We start from the raw sequence: 14,857 nt of genomic DNA on the forward strand, positions 1-14,857 counted from the left end.
GAGGTACTGGAATAATAATGAATCCTCCTGTATTTATTGTTTTAAGCACTGCCTAGCCCTTAACTGAACCGTATTGCTCTATAAGTAAGTAGGTGGGGAAATTTACAAGTATGTAAAAAAATATTAAGTAGGGCGCTCAGAGCTAAATTTAAGGCGTTTTGTAGCGTAGTTTCCTTTTTTTCCTCTAGCTTCTACCCCATTAATTACGGCATAAGCCAGCTCTAATTCATCCTCAAACATTTGTCCTGCTAGCTCATCTTTTTTGAGATGTTGCCACTCCAATTCTATGGGATTCATTTCTGAGCAATATTTCGATAAAAATAAGATATATAAACCCTCGCTTTCCCACTTCGACCATAATTGTTGGACTTCATGACATCGATGTATGGGACCATTATCCTGTACTATTACTCTAATTCGCTTGCTCTGAGACGCTTCCTGGGCTTCTGACTCCATCATTTTGATATAAGCTTTTCGATCAACACCCCCAATTACCAAACCGTAAACAAAGCTGATTTCATGTTGAAAAAGCCCTACAATACTTAATCTACGACCACGCCTCTTGGTTTGTTCGAGCCGTTTTTGCTCACCTCGTTTGTAATAAGTGTAACTAGGTTCGCTCCACGCACAAAACCCTGATTCATCCAAATATTTTAAGTCGATTTCTCCCGCAGCAGCCGCCCATTCCAACATATCTAGGTCTGCTTGTTTGATTTGGCGTACTGCAACTTCTTGTTTTCCTTTATGACTTTTTCTGGCTCGTTTCCAAATAAACCCTTTTTTTTTAGTATTCGTCTTAATCGGTCGGGACTTAATTTGATAGAACGCTCTTTTTCTAATTTATGAGCTAATTGAACACTGTTGTATGTACGTGGTTCATTTTTGAGACATTCTGTTAAAAACTCTATGTCTTCTTCTTTCCACTTCGGTTTTCCCCCTCGACCTGCTAATTCCCAAAGCCCTTCCATACCTAGCTTTTGCCATTTATGTAAAACCTCTCTCACTGTTTGTGAAGTCCAATTAAAATGAGCAGCTATTTTTTCAACGTACCAGCCATGTGCATTTAATCTAATTACTTCTGCTCGATCTTTTACTTTTTGTGGTACATCCGCAGTTCTCAGTTCTAATAGGGTTTTGTCTTGCTTTTGAGTAAGAAATACTCTTAATCTAGCGCCCATATATTGAGTTACCTTAGTAGATGTATTCTATGTGTTTACTTATTTTAACATAGTTAGGTTTTTTCGCGCCGACGTACTTATGTAATTCCTACTGCTCAACTATCGCTCGTTGCCGCCCTTAGCTCAAAATGGTGTTTCTGCCTTTAGGTATAACCTTTCTCCCAACTGCGGATGCTCAAAACAAAGTTCCCGCGCGTGCAAGTGTAGCCGCTTCGCAGCAGCCAGACATCCGTAAAGCCGATCGCCCAAAATCGGTATCCCTAACCCTCGAACATCCGCTGCATGAACCCTCAATTGATGCGTGCGTCCCGTCAGCGGCAAAAACTCGACGCGATCGCAATTTCCCTCCCTCCCCATTACCTGAAAGCGAGTAACGCTGGGCTTTCCGCACTCCCAATTGACTTGCTGGTAAGGGCGATTTTCTGGATCGCCCCACAGCGGGAGATCGATCGTCCCCGCCTCAATTTTTACAGTACCCGAAAGCACCGCTTCATAAACTTTGTGAACCTGCTTTGTTTCAAATTGCTGCCTGAGTTGACTGCTGGTTTCTTTGTCCCGCGCCAATAGCAAAATCCCAGATGTTTCCAAATCTAAACGATGCACCGCCGTCAAATCCCAACTATCCGGTAACAAGTTACGCAAACGACTAAAAACACTATCTTGATTTTCCAAATAACGACCTGGGACTGACAGCAAGCCCGAGGGTTTATTGACCGCTATCAACCATTTGTCTTCATAAATAATCGGTAGCATTTGCGTAACGGGCAAGATGCCCGTTCCACAAGAAATATTATGGTTTTTAGGGCGGGCTTCAACAGCCCCTAAATCTAGAGGTTCTGCGTCCACAATATGTATTTTGGTAACGGGCAAGATGCCCGTTCCACAAGAAAAATTATTGCTTGTGGGGAGTAAGGGTTGGGCTTCTAGCCCGCCCGTCAAACCCTCATTTATATTAGAAACAATCGGATTTTGAGCCAATCCTGACAGCAAAAAACCCATCAACGGCTGGCACCGATCGCCACAAGCACCATAAAATTCTCCCTGTATCTTATCGCCCGATGGCGGCCCCCACCAAAACTCAGCCATTGCCAGCGGTTTCAGATTGTGTACTGCCGCGTAGTGGAGCAATTTGGGCGCGCAACAGTCGCCGGTGCCAGTCGGAATAGAATTGGTTGGCATCAATGAGGAGAGCGAGCTCGATTTTCCCAAAAAATTCACCAGAGTGTAAGCCGCGTGCATTTGCGTCTGAAGTTCGCGGGAAAGTTCTTTTCGCTGCTGTTTCAGCGCCCGCATCCGCCGATCCGCAGCTTCAATTAATTGTTTTAGCGGCTGCAATGTTTCATCCCGCTGCCGTTTTAATTGCCTGCGTTCAATTTTCTCCAAACGGCTTTCTTGATTTAGTTGTTCCAGGGCAATTTCTAGTGTTTCTGCTGGGAGAGTTTGACACAGTAACTGGCGTTTTTCATCTCGCTGCTGCTTGCGATTGCGGTGGCGATCGCTCAAAACTTGCAATTGCACTTCAAACTCCCGAAATAAGGCTTCATACTCTTGTCGCTGCGGGAGTTGATTCAGTGCAATAAGTTCCTGTTTCATCGCCTCCAATTGAGTTAACGTGCGGGCTTCCTCAAAAGCAACTCGATCTCGTCCCGGAATCGGTGGCACCCAGCCATCAACAATGCTGCAACCGTTCAGCAGCCCGGAAAATGCTTTGAGTATCCCCTGTTCCCCCGAAGGCATTTCCACCAGTAATATGCCGTACATCTTCCCTTCGCGATCGTAGGAATCGTCAGCAGCAAGGTACCGCATCAAACCCCGGGCGAGATCCTCTGACATTCGAGTGCGCGGCAGTCTCACCAGCTCGCCACTTTGAGGACAAAGGCCTTGGTACCAATAATTGGGGCGCGAGTCGATCGACTCCCGATCGCAGTCCGTGAAATCTAAAAGCGCGTCGAACTCTAGCATCTTAAATTTGGTTTTAAACCTGAATGAGGACATTATGTGCTTGTGTCCTGACCCCGCCCAAAAACGGATACAAGTTTCCGACACTCGTCGTGGAGAGATCAAAATTTTAGACTCTGGTTCAAGCTCCCAGATTCATCTGTGGAGTCAATCGAATATCGAATATCGAATATCGAATATCGACTGACCGTATTTTACAGCGGTGTACCGAAAGTGGGAAGGGTGCATAATTTTATACCTACTCGAATTAAGTAAAAAGGATTTGTCGCACCAAGCCTGATATGCTAAATTTGTTTCCAAACAGCAGCGAGATTAAGAAAAGCATAAGTTAATATATAAGACCGCAAGCTTGTTATCCCACTAAATTTTTTATGTGAAAGGCGTATGCCAGACCTCTCGACTTCGGCTACAGAAAACTCCTCAAACCCCCAACCAGCTCTGCTGCCGCCGATTTTAAGAATTTTTGCAGCATTTCCAGATTACGATCGGGGCAATAGATTGTACGCCGCAGGAAGGTACGAAGCGGCAGTCATTTGCTACGGAAAAGCGGTTCAAATTAAGCCGGACTGGGCCCGGGCGTGGCTGAATCTGGGCAAAGCTTACAAGCAACTGCACTCCTACGCAGAAACCGTAGCCTGCGCCGATCAAGCTACAGCAATTAATCCCGAAGAATACTGGGCTTGGATGCTGCGCGGGACAGGGCTGTTAAGTTTGCAAAATCACTCAGAAGCTATCGCGGCGTTCGACACTGCAATTCAAATCAATTCAGAAAAGCACGAAGCTTGGTATCAGCGAGGCCGAGTTTTAGAGGAATTGCAGCAGTGGGATGCAGCCGCAAGCTGTTACAAAAAAGCAACCCAACTTCATCCGAATTTGCCAGCCATGTGGTACCGGCAAGGCAACGTGTTGGTTCAAGCGGAGCGCTATCCTGAAGCCGTGGCGGCTTTCGAGCGCGCGCTGAAACTCGTCCCGACTAATTGGGAAGCTTGGCTGAACCGAGGTTTGGCTTTGATGAAAGCCGAACGGTACGCTGAAGCTGTAACTTCTTACGATCGCGCCATTCAACTGCAACCACAAAATAGTCTGGCTTGGTTCAATCGGGGCATTGCTTCCGCAAAATTGCACAAATATGCAGAAGCGGTGACAGCTTACGATCGCGTACTGCAAATGCAGCCCAACGACTGCGAAGCTTGGTTTTATAAAGGAATGGCCCTCAAACACCAGTGGGCAGACGCGGCAATTGCTTGTTTCGATCGGGCAATTAAAATTAATTCTTTTTATCCCGAAGCATGGATCGGGCGCGGTCAAACACTGTCAGAATCGAGAGATTTTGAAGGGGCGATCGCTGCTTTTGACCAAGCCGTTCAAATTAATCCGAATTTTCCCGAAGCTTGGCTGGGTAGAGGCATCGCGCTGGCCGGATTGGAACGCTACAAAGAGGCAATTATCGCTTACAGTAATGCCCTACAAATTGAAGGTAATTTTCTAGAAGCTTGGAACTTGCGAGGCGAAGCTCTGGAAAAATTGCAGCAGTACGAAGAAGCGATCGCCTGTTTTGATAAAGTAATCTCTCTGACTTCAGAAGCAGAAATTACATCAAAAGTAGGGTTGCAGCAAGGCGCAGCGCTGGAAAAATTGCAGCGTTACGAAGAAGCCGTCGCAGCTTACAACCGCGTACTAAAAATCGTGCCAGACAATTTTGAAGCTTGGTTGCAACGCGGCAACGCTTTGTCAAAATTGCAGCAGTACGAACAAGCTCTAGCATCATACGATCGAGCAATTACTGTCTGGCCGGATAACTATCAAGGCTGGGTACAGCGAGGTCTGATCCTAGGGGAAATGCAGAATTATTCCCAAGCACTCGTCGCTTTTGACCAAGTGATTCAACTCAAGCCAGACAACTGGGAAGCTTGGGCGCAACGGGGCGACGTTTTGCAAAAATTGCAGCGAACTCAAGATGCTATTAGTTCTTACGGAGTCGCCCTCGAAATCAAACCCGATTACTACGAAGCTCTAGTCAGTCGAGAAGAATTGAGACTCAAGGACGCGATGTCAGGAAAGTGGTAAGGGGAAATTGACAGATAGTTTTGATTTTTGAAATTGCTTTGTTCCTCGTAATACTGCGCTGGGGTAAAGCTTGAACTATTTAACTTAAAACTAAAAACTTTCCGTCTTCTCTCTTCCTCTGCGTTCTCTGCGCCCTCTGCGGTTGATAAAAAAAATCTAATTCCCAAAGCAATTAGTATTGCTATATCCGCCGGAATATCGCGATCGTAATTAATGATATTCGATCCCTTCAAATAACCTTGAGCAAGTTGAAAACCTACGTAAAAAAGCTTTGAGTTGTTACCACCAATATTCAATAAAATTAAAATTTGGTGAATAAGGTGATTGGTAAAGAACACTACCGCCGATCGATTGAATCAATGGTTCAATCGAAGCCGCTTGGTGAGCTGAAACATTATCCATGAAAACAACTGCACGCCTTTTTGTTTCCTTACCCATTTCCCTTACATTGTTGTGAAATTATCTTGTTTTGAAAAAAATCCACCCATTCAGGCGTTAAAGAGGCTCACCCAGCCTGCTTAACCTAGCTCCCTAGCAACAATCCAAAAGAGCCGGAGACAACTTCTCCTCTAGCCTTTGTGGGTTATTTAAAGAAATAATTTCGGCTTCATCTTAGATTGGCTTATGAATAATACAAAACTGCTTATCCTAGCCACGATGGGTTCATGGCGGTACTATCAAATTGGTTGGTAGTTTTATAAAGTTCGTATTGCCCTTTTGCTGCCGCCTCGCGAGTGCGATTCAGCATTGCTGCAACTTGTGCTCGATCCATCGGCTTAAACGTGCGAGCCGCCTCAAACGCTTGATCGAGGAGTTGCATACTATCAATGCCAGTAATCACGACTGAAGTAGGCAGATTCATCGCATAGTGGAGACATTCGATCGGGCTTACTGTATTACTTCTAAGCACGTAGGGGTCGCCCATAGATTTCATCCCCAATACACCTATTTGGTTCTTCACCAGCACCGGCAGAACTTGTTGCTCAAAACTTCTAAAATGAGCGTCCATCACGTTCAGCGGCATCTGTACCGCGTCAAAACGGAAATTGTTTTGAGCGGCAATTTCCATCACTCGCAGGTGAACCAAAGGGTCTTTGTGTCCTGTAAACCCGATGTAGCGAATCTTGCCCGCCTTCTGCGCTTCTACTACGGCCTCCATGGCCCCGCCGGGAGCAAAAATGCGATCGGGGTCTTCCATCCGAATAAGTTCGTGATGCTGCATCAGGTCAATGCGATCGGTCTGCAACGCCTTCAGTGACTCATCAATCTGCATCATCGCAGCGCCCTTGGTGCGGCCGTCAATCTTGGTCATCAGAAACACCTTTTGCCGGTAGCCATCCTTGAGCGCTGCACCCATCCAGCGGTGGCTGCGTCCGTTGTGATAGTCCCAGGAATTGTCCATGAAATTGATGCCACGGTCGATCGCACTGCGAATCAGCTTAATACTTTCTTGCTCCTCTCGAAGCCGTCCGATATGGTGTCCCCCCAAGCCAATTGCAGACACTCGCTCTCCGGTGCGTCCCAGCGTCCTGTAACTCATCTCGCCACTTTGGGTTTGAGCTTGGGCTACTTCATTTTTAGCCTCTACTTGAGTCTGTTCATCTTGAGCTAACACGGGTTTCAACAACCCTTCTGAAGCAGCCAGCCCTGCTGCAACCAAACCTGAAGCAGAAGTTACTTTTAACAACTTGCGTCTGCTGATATTCATAAATGCCTTCTTCAAGAAACTACTAGGACTCACTCACCGCTTCGCTGCACTAAAGAGTTTTGAATTTAAGATGTCTCAAAATCCAGAGCGCAGTCGGGCTGTAACTTCCCCGACAGCCTACTTTGCCTAATCAATAGTAATGATGAAATTTCTAGTTTTAAGAGTTCCTAGACCCGCCAGCGAAGGCTTTTAACTCAATAGCATCGTGACTGCAAAACACGCGCACATCTTTACTATGCTGCACCGATAATGCGTGTAGCCGGCCTTGATTGAGCAACCGAGCCTTGCGATCGACCTCCATCATCCATTGGTAGGCGCGCAAAGCGGGCGTGCAGCGTCGGTTAGTGGCATCCATCTCGTGTCGGTAGAAATAGGCATCGCCTGCGTGCAGGAGCCAGCCATCGGGTGTATCAATGGCAATGCCAGCATGACCGCGCGTGTGCCCCACCAACGGGATTAGCAAAATCTCCGGCGGCAACCCGTCGAGGTCGCGGACTGCTTCAAAACCGAACCAAGGTTCGCCACCCGCCGAATAGTATTTCCAGCGTTTGACTTCATCCCACTGCCCCGGACGATAGCGCCTTTTTGTGATGAAACCGTGCCGATCCTGTGCGGCATCAATTTCAGCCTGCATGACGTGTACCGTTGCTTCCGGGAAATCTTCTAGACCACCGGCATGATCGAAATCGAGGTGGGTTAGCACAATATGGCGCACATCGCTTGGTGAAAATCCGAGCTGTTCAATTTGATGGATGGCCGTGTACTTGCGATCAAACTGGATGTTATTAAAATGGACGAAAAACGGGCTGAGCCGAGAGTAAGGGGACTGGATATCCCGCAATCCGAAGCCGGTATCAATCAGAACAAGCCCCTGATTCGTTTCAACGAGCAGACAGTGGCAGACGAGGTGAGCCGTCAAACCCCGACTGAAGCCATCGAAAAGCGCCCCACCAATGGGACACATACAGCCACAATTGAGATGATGAATTTGCATAAATATTCTGTATTACATTACTTAGGCTATAACCATTTATTCCTCAGTTCGCATCCCAGGCGGATGCTACATAATGGCATCGATGAACGCCTGCTCAAACTGTGCTAAATCGGCACTACTGGGAGAAGTAAACACGCTTTTATCGGCAGCAATCTTGCAATTATCGGCGATATTTACTTTCTTTAAATCTCCACATAAGAGTAGTAAGACGGGCGGAAATTATTGGTTAGCAGATCCCGGTTCAGTAAGTAGACTGTGCAGTTCGGCATTGACGGTATCAGGCAAAACTTTGCTCGCGTTGGCCAGGATCTTTGTCTTGAGTGAACCTGCAATGATGTTGTCCTTACCGGCCATCAAGGCTTCAAATCCCTGCTTGGCAACCTCGGCTGGATCATCTTTCTTGTCTGCGCCCGCCTTCGTGTCATCCATTTCCGCCCGATGGAAGAAGTTAGTATCGGTTGGGCCGGGCATCAGCGAGGTGACAGTTACACCTGTATCTTTTAACTCATTGCGGAGTGCCTCCGAAAACGAGTGGATGAAGGCTTTGGATGCTGCATAGACTGCCTCGAATGGCCCCGGCATTAGGGCGGCAATCGACGAACTGAATAGAATCCGTCCCTGGCCGCGATCGACCATATCCTTAACTACCCGTTTAGCCAAATGCACAGAGGAGACAACGTTGAGGTTTATCAGATTTAGTTCGTCCTTCAAGTCTGTCTCGCGGGCAAAGTCGCCCCCGACGCCGACACCGGCATTAATTGCGATCGCATCCACTGGCCGATTAGTCGCTTTTATCTGGTTGTAGAGCGTCTCAACACCATCGTAGGTAGCGAGGTCTGCCTGCACTGTCTCGACTTTGGCACCGAGCCCCTCAAAGGCTTGAGCCGCTTCATTGATGCTCGCTCCGGTGGCGGTGACTAGGAGATCGAATCCGTTTTGAGCGAACTGTTTGGCGAGTTCGTAGCCGATACCGTTAGAGGCACCCGTCACGACAGCCAAGGGCCGGGTCAACGAACTGTTTATAACCATTTAAAATCCTCTGTAACTGCTTCACGCTCGTTTGTCTAGGCTTGCTTCTCTCTGTACTAGACAATCTTTGTGGACTCTGGGCTTTCAACTTTTATAATGCTAGGGAGGTAGGAGTGCGATCGCATCTTTCCTAGGACATAAGCTGTTAGACATTTAAATACGGTATAATCGAAAACCAAATTCATGCAATTAGTGTAAAAATGCCACCATATAATCATCTCAGAGAAAGAGCAAATATAGAAACTACAGAAAGCTTTAAAAAATGAAGGAAAGGGAAATTTTAGACAAATAACTATGATTTTATTTTTATTGAATGATGCAAAGTATAGCTAATATTTCTGATTTTTTTTACTAAAGTCTTCTATTATTGCATTTAGGCAAAGCCAGACAATCTAGCAAGTGTAAGAGATGAACAGATAAATATAGTGAAATATTGTTATATAGTATCACCCAAGCACCCAATAATTAGGATATATAAATTTGGCACATGGACAGTTCAAAGATTAGAAAAGTATCATTTAAAAACTAGCGTAGCTACAAAATTAACTAGCTTACCAATCCAACCAAAAATATTTTCTATAAGCGACTCACGATAATCAACTATCTTGTTTGTTTAAAAATCAGTTCGTGTCTCGAAGCCCTCACCTATTGTCTTCCCCAATCTCGAAGCTTCATTTTTTTTTGTCTTTGTAAGTGCGACATTTTTTTACAATATATTGAGAGCCGCAAATGGGATATCTCATAAGCTAAAACTGAATCTATTGTGAATAAAAATTACAAGTAATTTTCCTCTGTATGCAGGAAGACCCGCAATTCAAAAGGGCAATTCTGGCAAAGTCGCTCTATCTCGGGTGAACTTTGATGTCTATATGTATAAAATGCGCGTAGATATGACTAATAACTCTTTTGAGAATTATTTGGGAACCGCCATTATCGGGGGCTAAATCGGATGCGATGAGAGACGGGAGATGGAAGATGGGACATTGACTCGGAAGATTAATGCTGGGCTAAAAACATTTATCTCTGGTGGAACGGGCAGGAGGCTTGTCCAGGGAGAACAGTGCGTGATGTCAGTTATAACTGAATCTCAGGCACTGTTCTCAATCCGACCCAATCAACCTGGTAACAGCGACGAAAAATCTCAGATATCAGGTCGATCGCGCAGCAAGAAACCAAGCGGATGACGCCAAGAGTGTAAGATGTCACTTATCACGAATACTTTCTGTTGGCGATTGCCCGACGGCACCGAAAATTGAAAATTATGACAGCCAATTGCTGATTCTGGTGGCTTCATGTTATAGTGGTTTTCCAAGAATTAAATTCGGTGGCGTAGTTTGTTGGTGTTTATTTACAAGCGTCTCTCCGAATCTAAATCTCTGCACCTTAATGATTCTGGAGATTTTATGTCGATTTACGTGGGTAATCTTTCATATGAGGTAACATCAGACGACCTCAACGAAGTATTTGCCGAGTACGGTACTGTAAGCCGCGTCCAAGTGCCAGTGGACCGGGAAACAGGCAGGATGCGGGGTTTTGCTTTTGTGGAAATGGCAAGCGAGGCAGAAGAAGCAGCAGCCATCGCAGCTCTAGACGGTGCTGAGTGGATGGGCCGCGACTTGAAAGTCAACAAAGCCAAACCTCGCGAAGACAACAAACGCTCCTCGGGCGGCGGCGGCGGCTGGGGCGACAAAGAGCGCTCTTCACGACGCTACTAAGCTTTGAGACTGAAAATTTGAGTTTTGGTAGTTGACAGCAGGTGCGAATGCTGCTTTTTTTTCGGGTTGTTCGATCGACCCATGAAATAAAACTCCCAAACCTCTAAATCAGTTTTGCCCCCTCCTTGGAGGGGGCTTTGTTTTTGGCGAAAAATCCCGCGAGGTACGTCGGCGGTGCAGTTCCCACTCTAGTTCGTGATTCGATACCCTCTTAACTGCTTTTTTTAAGAGGCTGTCGGGATTTCGCGGCTCGACTCCTGTAAACTATCAAACTAGAATTAAGCAGCAAGAAAAGTTAGAATAACGGCAAAACTGAATATTGCCTAGAACAGCAAAACTATCTTTACCGAAGATTAGTCGAGAAAACCAGCCGAATATCAGCCAATATCTTGATTTTGCCTCAATAAAGATGTCCAAGCTCTACAGCACGGCGGAACTCATTAAAATCCTCGAAGAAGAGCGCCAAGCCTGCTTGCATGGGCGGCGCCTCAACTTGACTGAAACTCCTGCTACAGGCAACCCCGTGATTGACCGCTTTCTCAAATCTGAGGGAGTTCAGAAGTTCACTGCTTATCAAAATTTTAAGGCTGCCGTGCACGAATACCAGCGGGAACATCAAGTTTCTGGGATTGTCTGGCGGGAAATCGCGGTTAAAGGCAATACTCTACGCTATCCGGCAGTGGATGACGAATTAATAGCTCTACCGGTTGATTTGATCACGCTGAAGGCAGCTAAGATTGCTATGTTGGAATTCTGGCAGCAGGTAACTGCCGGGATGGATTTGTATTTAAGCATTAACAACGGGAAGGATTTTCGATCGATCGAGCCGGTTGATGTAGAGGCTATAGCACAGCGCACAGAATGGGCCAGTCTCTCGAAGTGGGAAAAGTTGGATTTTCTAGAAATTTTGTTGCAGTTGGGCTGGGGGAAGCCGGAGGAAGCTTATTATAAGCGGGGATGGCCGACATCGGGCAGCGAGTACATTCACGCCGTAAAACCCGGACAGCGGCCGATTTGTTAATTGGTAATTGGGAATTGGTAATTGCTAAGAGTCAAATACTTTGGTAAACTTACCCAGAGCAATACTTCGGACAGTTTTTCAATAGAGACAGGATAGCGCCCTTATCCCTGAATCCAATTAATTATGGTTGGAAGCGGTTGCGACTTTTTCTGAGCGCGCTCCAAACACCAATTATTGTATTGTAGGGATTGTCTTTTTGAGATACTTGCCGCGATTGAGACCCGATTTCTACCCAAGAGAAAACTAACATGAGAAAACTAAGTTTATGGGGGCAACAACTCAGCCTAATTTTGGGGGGAATTATGGCGGGTGTTTTCCTGGGAGAATTAGCTCTTCATCTGGGGGGAATTAAAGGTCTGAAAAAGCCCAGTGAGCCTGTCTCTTTTGAGACCTACAGATTAGACGATCCCGCTGGAGCTTGGTCATTGAATCCGGGCGCGTCTTTCGAGTGGCATGGTGAAGGGGAGCGCTCCTTCATCCAGGCGAATAAAGATGGTTTACGCGATCGTGAACATACGAAGGAGAAACCACCAAAAACTTTTCGGATCGCGGTGGTGGGAGATTCCTTTGCCGAAGCTTTACAAGTGCCGATGGAAAAGACTTTTTGGTGGAAAATGAGAAAGCAACTCAATAAAAAATGTACAGCTTTAGGCGAGCGCAAAGTTGAGGTAATTAATTTTGGGGTTCAGGGTTATGGGACGGCTCAAGAACTAATGACTTTGCGCCATAAAGTCTGGAAATATTCTCCCGATTTAGTAATCTTAGCTTTTTTCCCGGGCAACGATCTTATTAATAATTCAAAAAAACTTGATTTTTATCAACGTCGGCCCTATTTCGTCTATAAAAATGGTGAATTAGTCCCAGATATGTCATGGGTTAAAATGTCACCTAAAGAACATGAATATTTGAATTTTTCCCTGGTTGATTATCTTCCCACTTGGTGGGTCAATAATTCACGCATTTTGCGGTTAGTCAGACAAGTTGATTTAGAGAATAAGAAACGTCTGCTTGATGCCACAGAAAAAAAACGATTTTCTAAGAACTTTCAAGAACCTATTGATCCAGAATGGAAAGAGGCTTGGCAGGTGACAGAAGGATTAATTTCACTAATGAATCAGGAAGTTACGGCAAAAAAGGCAGATTTTATGGTTTTGATTGTCAGTACGGGATCTCAAGTCCACCCCGATCCTATAGCTCGTCAAGGCCATATGAAACAATCTGGCATTAAGGACTTGTATTATCCTAATCAGAGAATCAAATCCCTTGGCGATACCCTCAATATTACGACCTTGGATACAGTCCCGCGATTGCGAGAGTATGCAGAAAAAAATAAAACTTGCGTACATGGCTTTCCCAATGCTCTACCCTGTGAAGGCCATTGGAATAGTCAAGGCCATGAGCAAGTTGCTCAACTTATGGCACAACACTTATGCGATAAGTTCCAAGCAGAGCCTTCGGGTTCCACAAAAAATAACGCCCTAGTGAAGTAAAATTAATATGATTCTCCCCATTCGTGTCAACTTAACGTCAAACGTAATACCGGTCTGCTGTTTGACTATTAGGGTTCGATCCCCCCTAGCCCCCCTTCTTAAGCTATGCGGTACCCACATCTTCCTTAACAATCAGGAAAGCCTTGTTTCACAAGGCTTTCCTGATTCATTTTCCCACCAGCCTTGACAATTTGCCACTTATGTTTGTTGATAAAAAGTCAAGTTTATTGATAACTGGTGATCGAGGAATGGGGGTTTGAGAGCGTAAGAGCGATCGCTCTCCAAAAGTTAAGAAAAATGGTTATAAAGCATAGCTTCTTAAGGGGGATTTAGCGAGATATAGACTCACGTAAAACCGATATTTATCAATGGTTTCACTCTTAAGTTGACACCCATGATCGCGGCCCGGTGTCCTGACTGTGGGTAATATCTGAAGACCTCATTTATTAACATCAGAAATTTGGCAAAGCATCAAGCCAAACCACTGATTTGGATCTGTCCAAACCTGCACAGGCATTAAACCACGCTGCGAAAGTTCTTTTTTTACAGTATTGAAATTAAACTTGCGCGATATTTCGCTGCGGATAGTTTCTCCCGCTGCAAATTCAACCGTTAAATTGAGAGAACGCAACTGCACTGTTTGCGTTTTTTTACTTTTTAAGTGCATTTCAATTTGACATTCCTCTTGATTGTAAAAAGCCCAATGCTCGAACTGTGCTAAATCAAAATTTCCCTCAAATTTTCGATTTAAATGCCGCAGCATATTCAAGTTAAATGCCGCCGTTACTCCTTGACTGTCATCGTATGCAGGCTCTAAAATATCCTTAGATTTGTCCAAGTCAATTCCCAGCAAAAAATACTCTCCCGGCTGCAAAGCACCGACAATTTGCGAGAAGAACAAATCGCATTCTTGAGCGTTGAGATTGCCCAGGGTACTGCCGAGAAAGCAAATCATTCGGGTTGGCAACGGCGACGGTGCAATTTTAGCTAAGGCTAATTCGTATGTGCTGACAAGTCCGTGAATCTGGAGCGACGGATAATCGGCCAACAGTTGACAAGCGCTGCTTTCTAGGATAGTAGGACTGATGTCGATCGGCAAATAATGCAGGGGATACTCCAGTTGACTGTAAGCATCAAGGAGAATCCGAGTTTTTGTGGAACTGCCGCTGCCGAGTTCGACGATTTCGCAGGGGCCAGTTAAATTTGCGATCGCCCCCGCGCACCCCTGCAAAATAGCCGTCTCAGTGCGTGTCAAGTAGTATTCCGGCAACTGGCAAATCAACTCAAACAGCTTTGAGCCGCGATCGTCGTAGAAATACTTTGGAGGCAGGGATTTGGGGGTTTGAGTCAACCCGCTAACTGCATCGCTGCCAGCATTGATTTCTGCGGGTGTCAGTGCCGCAGCGCTCACCAGTCGCTCTAAGTGCAGCCGGTTTTCCTTCGTTAAGGCTAAGTTGGTTGTGTCGGACAGTCTTGGGGATTTCATAAAGTAATTTTTAGATGCACATATCGGTATAGCACGCAGTCGCGTTGCCAAATATCGCGCTCAAGTCAGATTTTTCCTGCCGATCTGGGTTCTGTATTGTCTCACCGGATGGCGATCGCATCCACAATTAAAACCTGGGGGGGTGACAAGATGGCTAAGAGCTAGACTGAATCTGACTTATAGCTCTCATCCCCTGTTGGTAAAAGTAGC

The 14,857-nt window shown here is 45.7% G+C and carries 12 protein-coding genes; 4 read left to right on the forward strand and 8 right to left on the reverse strand.

The window, feature by feature from the left end; genetic code table 11:
• Nucleotides 1-123: 123 nt before the first annotated feature.
• Nucleotides 124-1,178 (reverse strand): IS630 family transposase gene (locus tag QUA47_RS27455; RefSeq protein WP_333433102.1). Its coding sequence is split into 2 segments (ribosomal slippage): nt 124-783 and nt 786-1,178, totalling 1,053 coding nucleotides; the frame shifts between segments, so codons are not numbered across the junction.
• A 123-nt stretch (nt 1,179-1,301) separates the two neighbouring features.
• Nucleotides 1,302-3,140, reverse strand: a complete 1,839-nt coding sequence (locus QUA47_RS27460) for a pseudouridine synthase (protein ID WP_333433103.1) — start codon at nt 3,138-3,140, stop codon at nt 1,302-1,304.
• A 381-nt stretch (nt 3,141-3,521) separates the two neighbouring features.
• Between QUA47_RS27460 and QUA47_RS27465 the strand changes: the two genes are divergently transcribed.
• A complete protein-coding gene (locus QUA47_RS27465; protein ID WP_333433104.1) occupies nt 3,522-5,204 on the forward strand; it encodes a tetratricopeptide repeat protein in 1,683 nt (560 codons plus the stop codon).
• 279 nt (nt 5,205-5,483) lie between these two features.
• On the opposite strand, the gene QUA47_RS31095 is transcribed toward QUA47_RS27465, so the two are convergent.
• The 5 genes from QUA47_RS31095 to QUA47_RS27485 all read right to left on the reverse strand — a co-directional run bounded on the left by QUA47_RS31095 (nt 5,484) and on the right by QUA47_RS27485 (nt 10,229).
• Nucleotides 5,484-5,642 (reverse strand): transposase, encoded by a 159-nt coding sequence (locus tag QUA47_RS31095; RefSeq protein ID WP_445243743.1) that lies wholly within the window; start codon nt 5,640-5,642, stop codon nt 5,484-5,486.
• A 205-nt stretch (nt 5,643-5,847) separates the two neighbouring features.
• Nucleotides 5,848-6,912: an aldo/keto reductase gene (locus QUA47_RS27470; protein WP_333433105.1), complete on the reverse strand. Its 1,065-nt coding sequence runs from the start codon at nt 6,910-6,912 to the stop codon at nt 5,848-5,850.
• 157 nt (nt 6,913-7,069) lie between these two features.
• The gene (locus QUA47_RS27475; protein WP_333433106.1) at nt 7,070-7,906 is read right to left on the reverse strand and encodes an MBL fold metallo-hydrolase; all 837 of its coding nucleotides are present in this window, start codon (nt 7,904-7,906) and stop codon (nt 7,070-7,072) included.
• A gap of 219 nt (nt 7,907-8,125) precedes the next feature.
• On the reverse strand, nt 8,126-8,935 hold the full coding sequence (locus tag QUA47_RS27480) for an SDR family NAD(P)-dependent oxidoreductase (RefSeq protein ID WP_333433107.1): 810 nt from the start codon (nt 8,933-8,935) through the stop codon (nt 8,126-8,128).
• A 1,141-nt stretch (nt 8,936-10,076) separates the two neighbouring features.
• Nucleotides 10,077-10,229, reverse strand: coding sequence for a hypothetical protein (locus QUA47_RS27485; RefSeq protein WP_190660672.1), 153 nt, complete (start codon nt 10,227-10,229; stop codon nt 10,077-10,079).
• Between the two features lie 109 nt (nt 10,230-10,338).
• Between QUA47_RS27485 and QUA47_RS27490 the strand changes: the two genes are divergently transcribed.
• From QUA47_RS27490 to QUA47_RS27500, 3 genes are all read left to right on the forward strand, one after another.
• A complete protein-coding gene (locus QUA47_RS27490; protein WP_190660670.1) occupies nt 10,339-10,650 on the forward strand; it encodes an RNA-binding protein in 312 nt (103 codons plus the stop codon).
• A 409-nt stretch (nt 10,651-11,059) separates the two neighbouring features.
• On the forward strand, nt 11,060-11,671 hold the full coding sequence (locus QUA47_RS27495; RefSeq protein WP_190660668.1) for a hypothetical protein: 612 nt from the start codon (nt 11,060-11,062) through the stop codon (nt 11,669-11,671).
• Nucleotides 11,672-11,919: 248 nt separating this feature from the next.
• Nucleotides 11,920-13,161, forward strand: coding sequence for an SGNH/GDSL hydrolase family protein (locus QUA47_RS27500; protein WP_333433108.1), 1,242 nt, complete (start codon nt 11,920-11,922; stop codon nt 13,159-13,161).
• 439 nt (nt 13,162-13,600) lie between these two features.
• Here the strand turns inward: QUA47_RS27500 and egtD are convergent, their stop codons facing one another.
• The gene (gene egtD / locus QUA47_RS27505) at nt 13,601-14,647 is read right to left on the reverse strand and encodes an L-histidine N(alpha)-methyltransferase (protein WP_333433109.1); all 1,047 of its coding nucleotides are present in this window, start codon (nt 14,645-14,647) and stop codon (nt 13,601-13,603) included.
• Between the last annotated feature and the right edge of the window lie 210 nt (nt 14,648-14,857).

Source organism: Microcoleus sp. MON2_D5 (genome assembly GCF_036701905.1).
In the GTDB taxonomy this organism is placed as follows: Bacteria; Cyanobacteriota; Cyanobacteriia; order Cyanobacteriales; family Microcoleaceae; genus Microcoleus.

What these genes read in the sequence shown, in the direction of transcription:
- QUA47_RS27490 (WP_190660670.1), top strand. Translation starts at nt 10,339, where the DNA reads ATGTCGATTTACGTGGGTAATCTTTCATATGAGGTAACATCAGACGAC.
- QUA47_RS27465 (WP_333433104.1), top strand. Translation starts at nt 3,522, where the DNA reads ATGCCAGACCTCTCGACTTCGGCTACAGAAAACTCCTCAAACCCCCAA.
- QUA47_RS31095 (WP_445243743.1), bottom strand. Translation starts at nt 5,642, where the DNA reads ATGGGTAAGGAAACAAAAAGGCGTGCAGTTGTTTTCATGGATAATGTT.
- QUA47_RS27495 (WP_190660668.1), top strand. Translation starts at nt 11,060, where the DNA reads ATGTCCAAGCTCTACAGCACGGCGGAACTCATTAAAATCCTCGAAGAA.
- QUA47_RS27475 (WP_333433106.1), bottom strand. Translation starts at nt 7,906, where the DNA reads ATGCAAATTCATCATCTCAATTGTGGCTGTATGTGTCCCATTGGTGGG.
- QUA47_RS27470 (WP_333433105.1), bottom strand. Translation starts at nt 6,912, where the DNA reads ATGAATATCAGCAGACGCAAGTTGTTAAAAGTAACTTCTGCTTCAGGT.
- QUA47_RS27485 (WP_190660672.1), bottom strand. Translation starts at nt 10,229, where the DNA reads ATGAAGCCACCAGAATCAGCAATTGGCTGTCATAATTTTCAATTTTCG.
- QUA47_RS27500 (WP_333433108.1), top strand. Translation starts at nt 11,920, where the DNA reads ATGAGAAAACTAAGTTTATGGGGGCAACAACTCAGCCTAATTTTGGGG.
- QUA47_RS27460 (WP_333433103.1), bottom strand. Translation starts at nt 3,140, where the DNA reads ATGCTAGAGTTCGACGCGCTTTTAGATTTCACGGACTGCGATCGGGAG.
- egtD (WP_333433109.1), bottom strand. Translation starts at nt 14,647, where the DNA reads ATGAAATCCCCAAGACTGTCCGACACAACCAACTTAGCCTTAACGAAG.
- QUA47_RS27480 (WP_333433107.1), bottom strand. Translation starts at nt 8,935, where the DNA reads ATGGTTATAAACAGTTCGTTGACCCGGCCCTTGGCTGTCGTGACGGGT.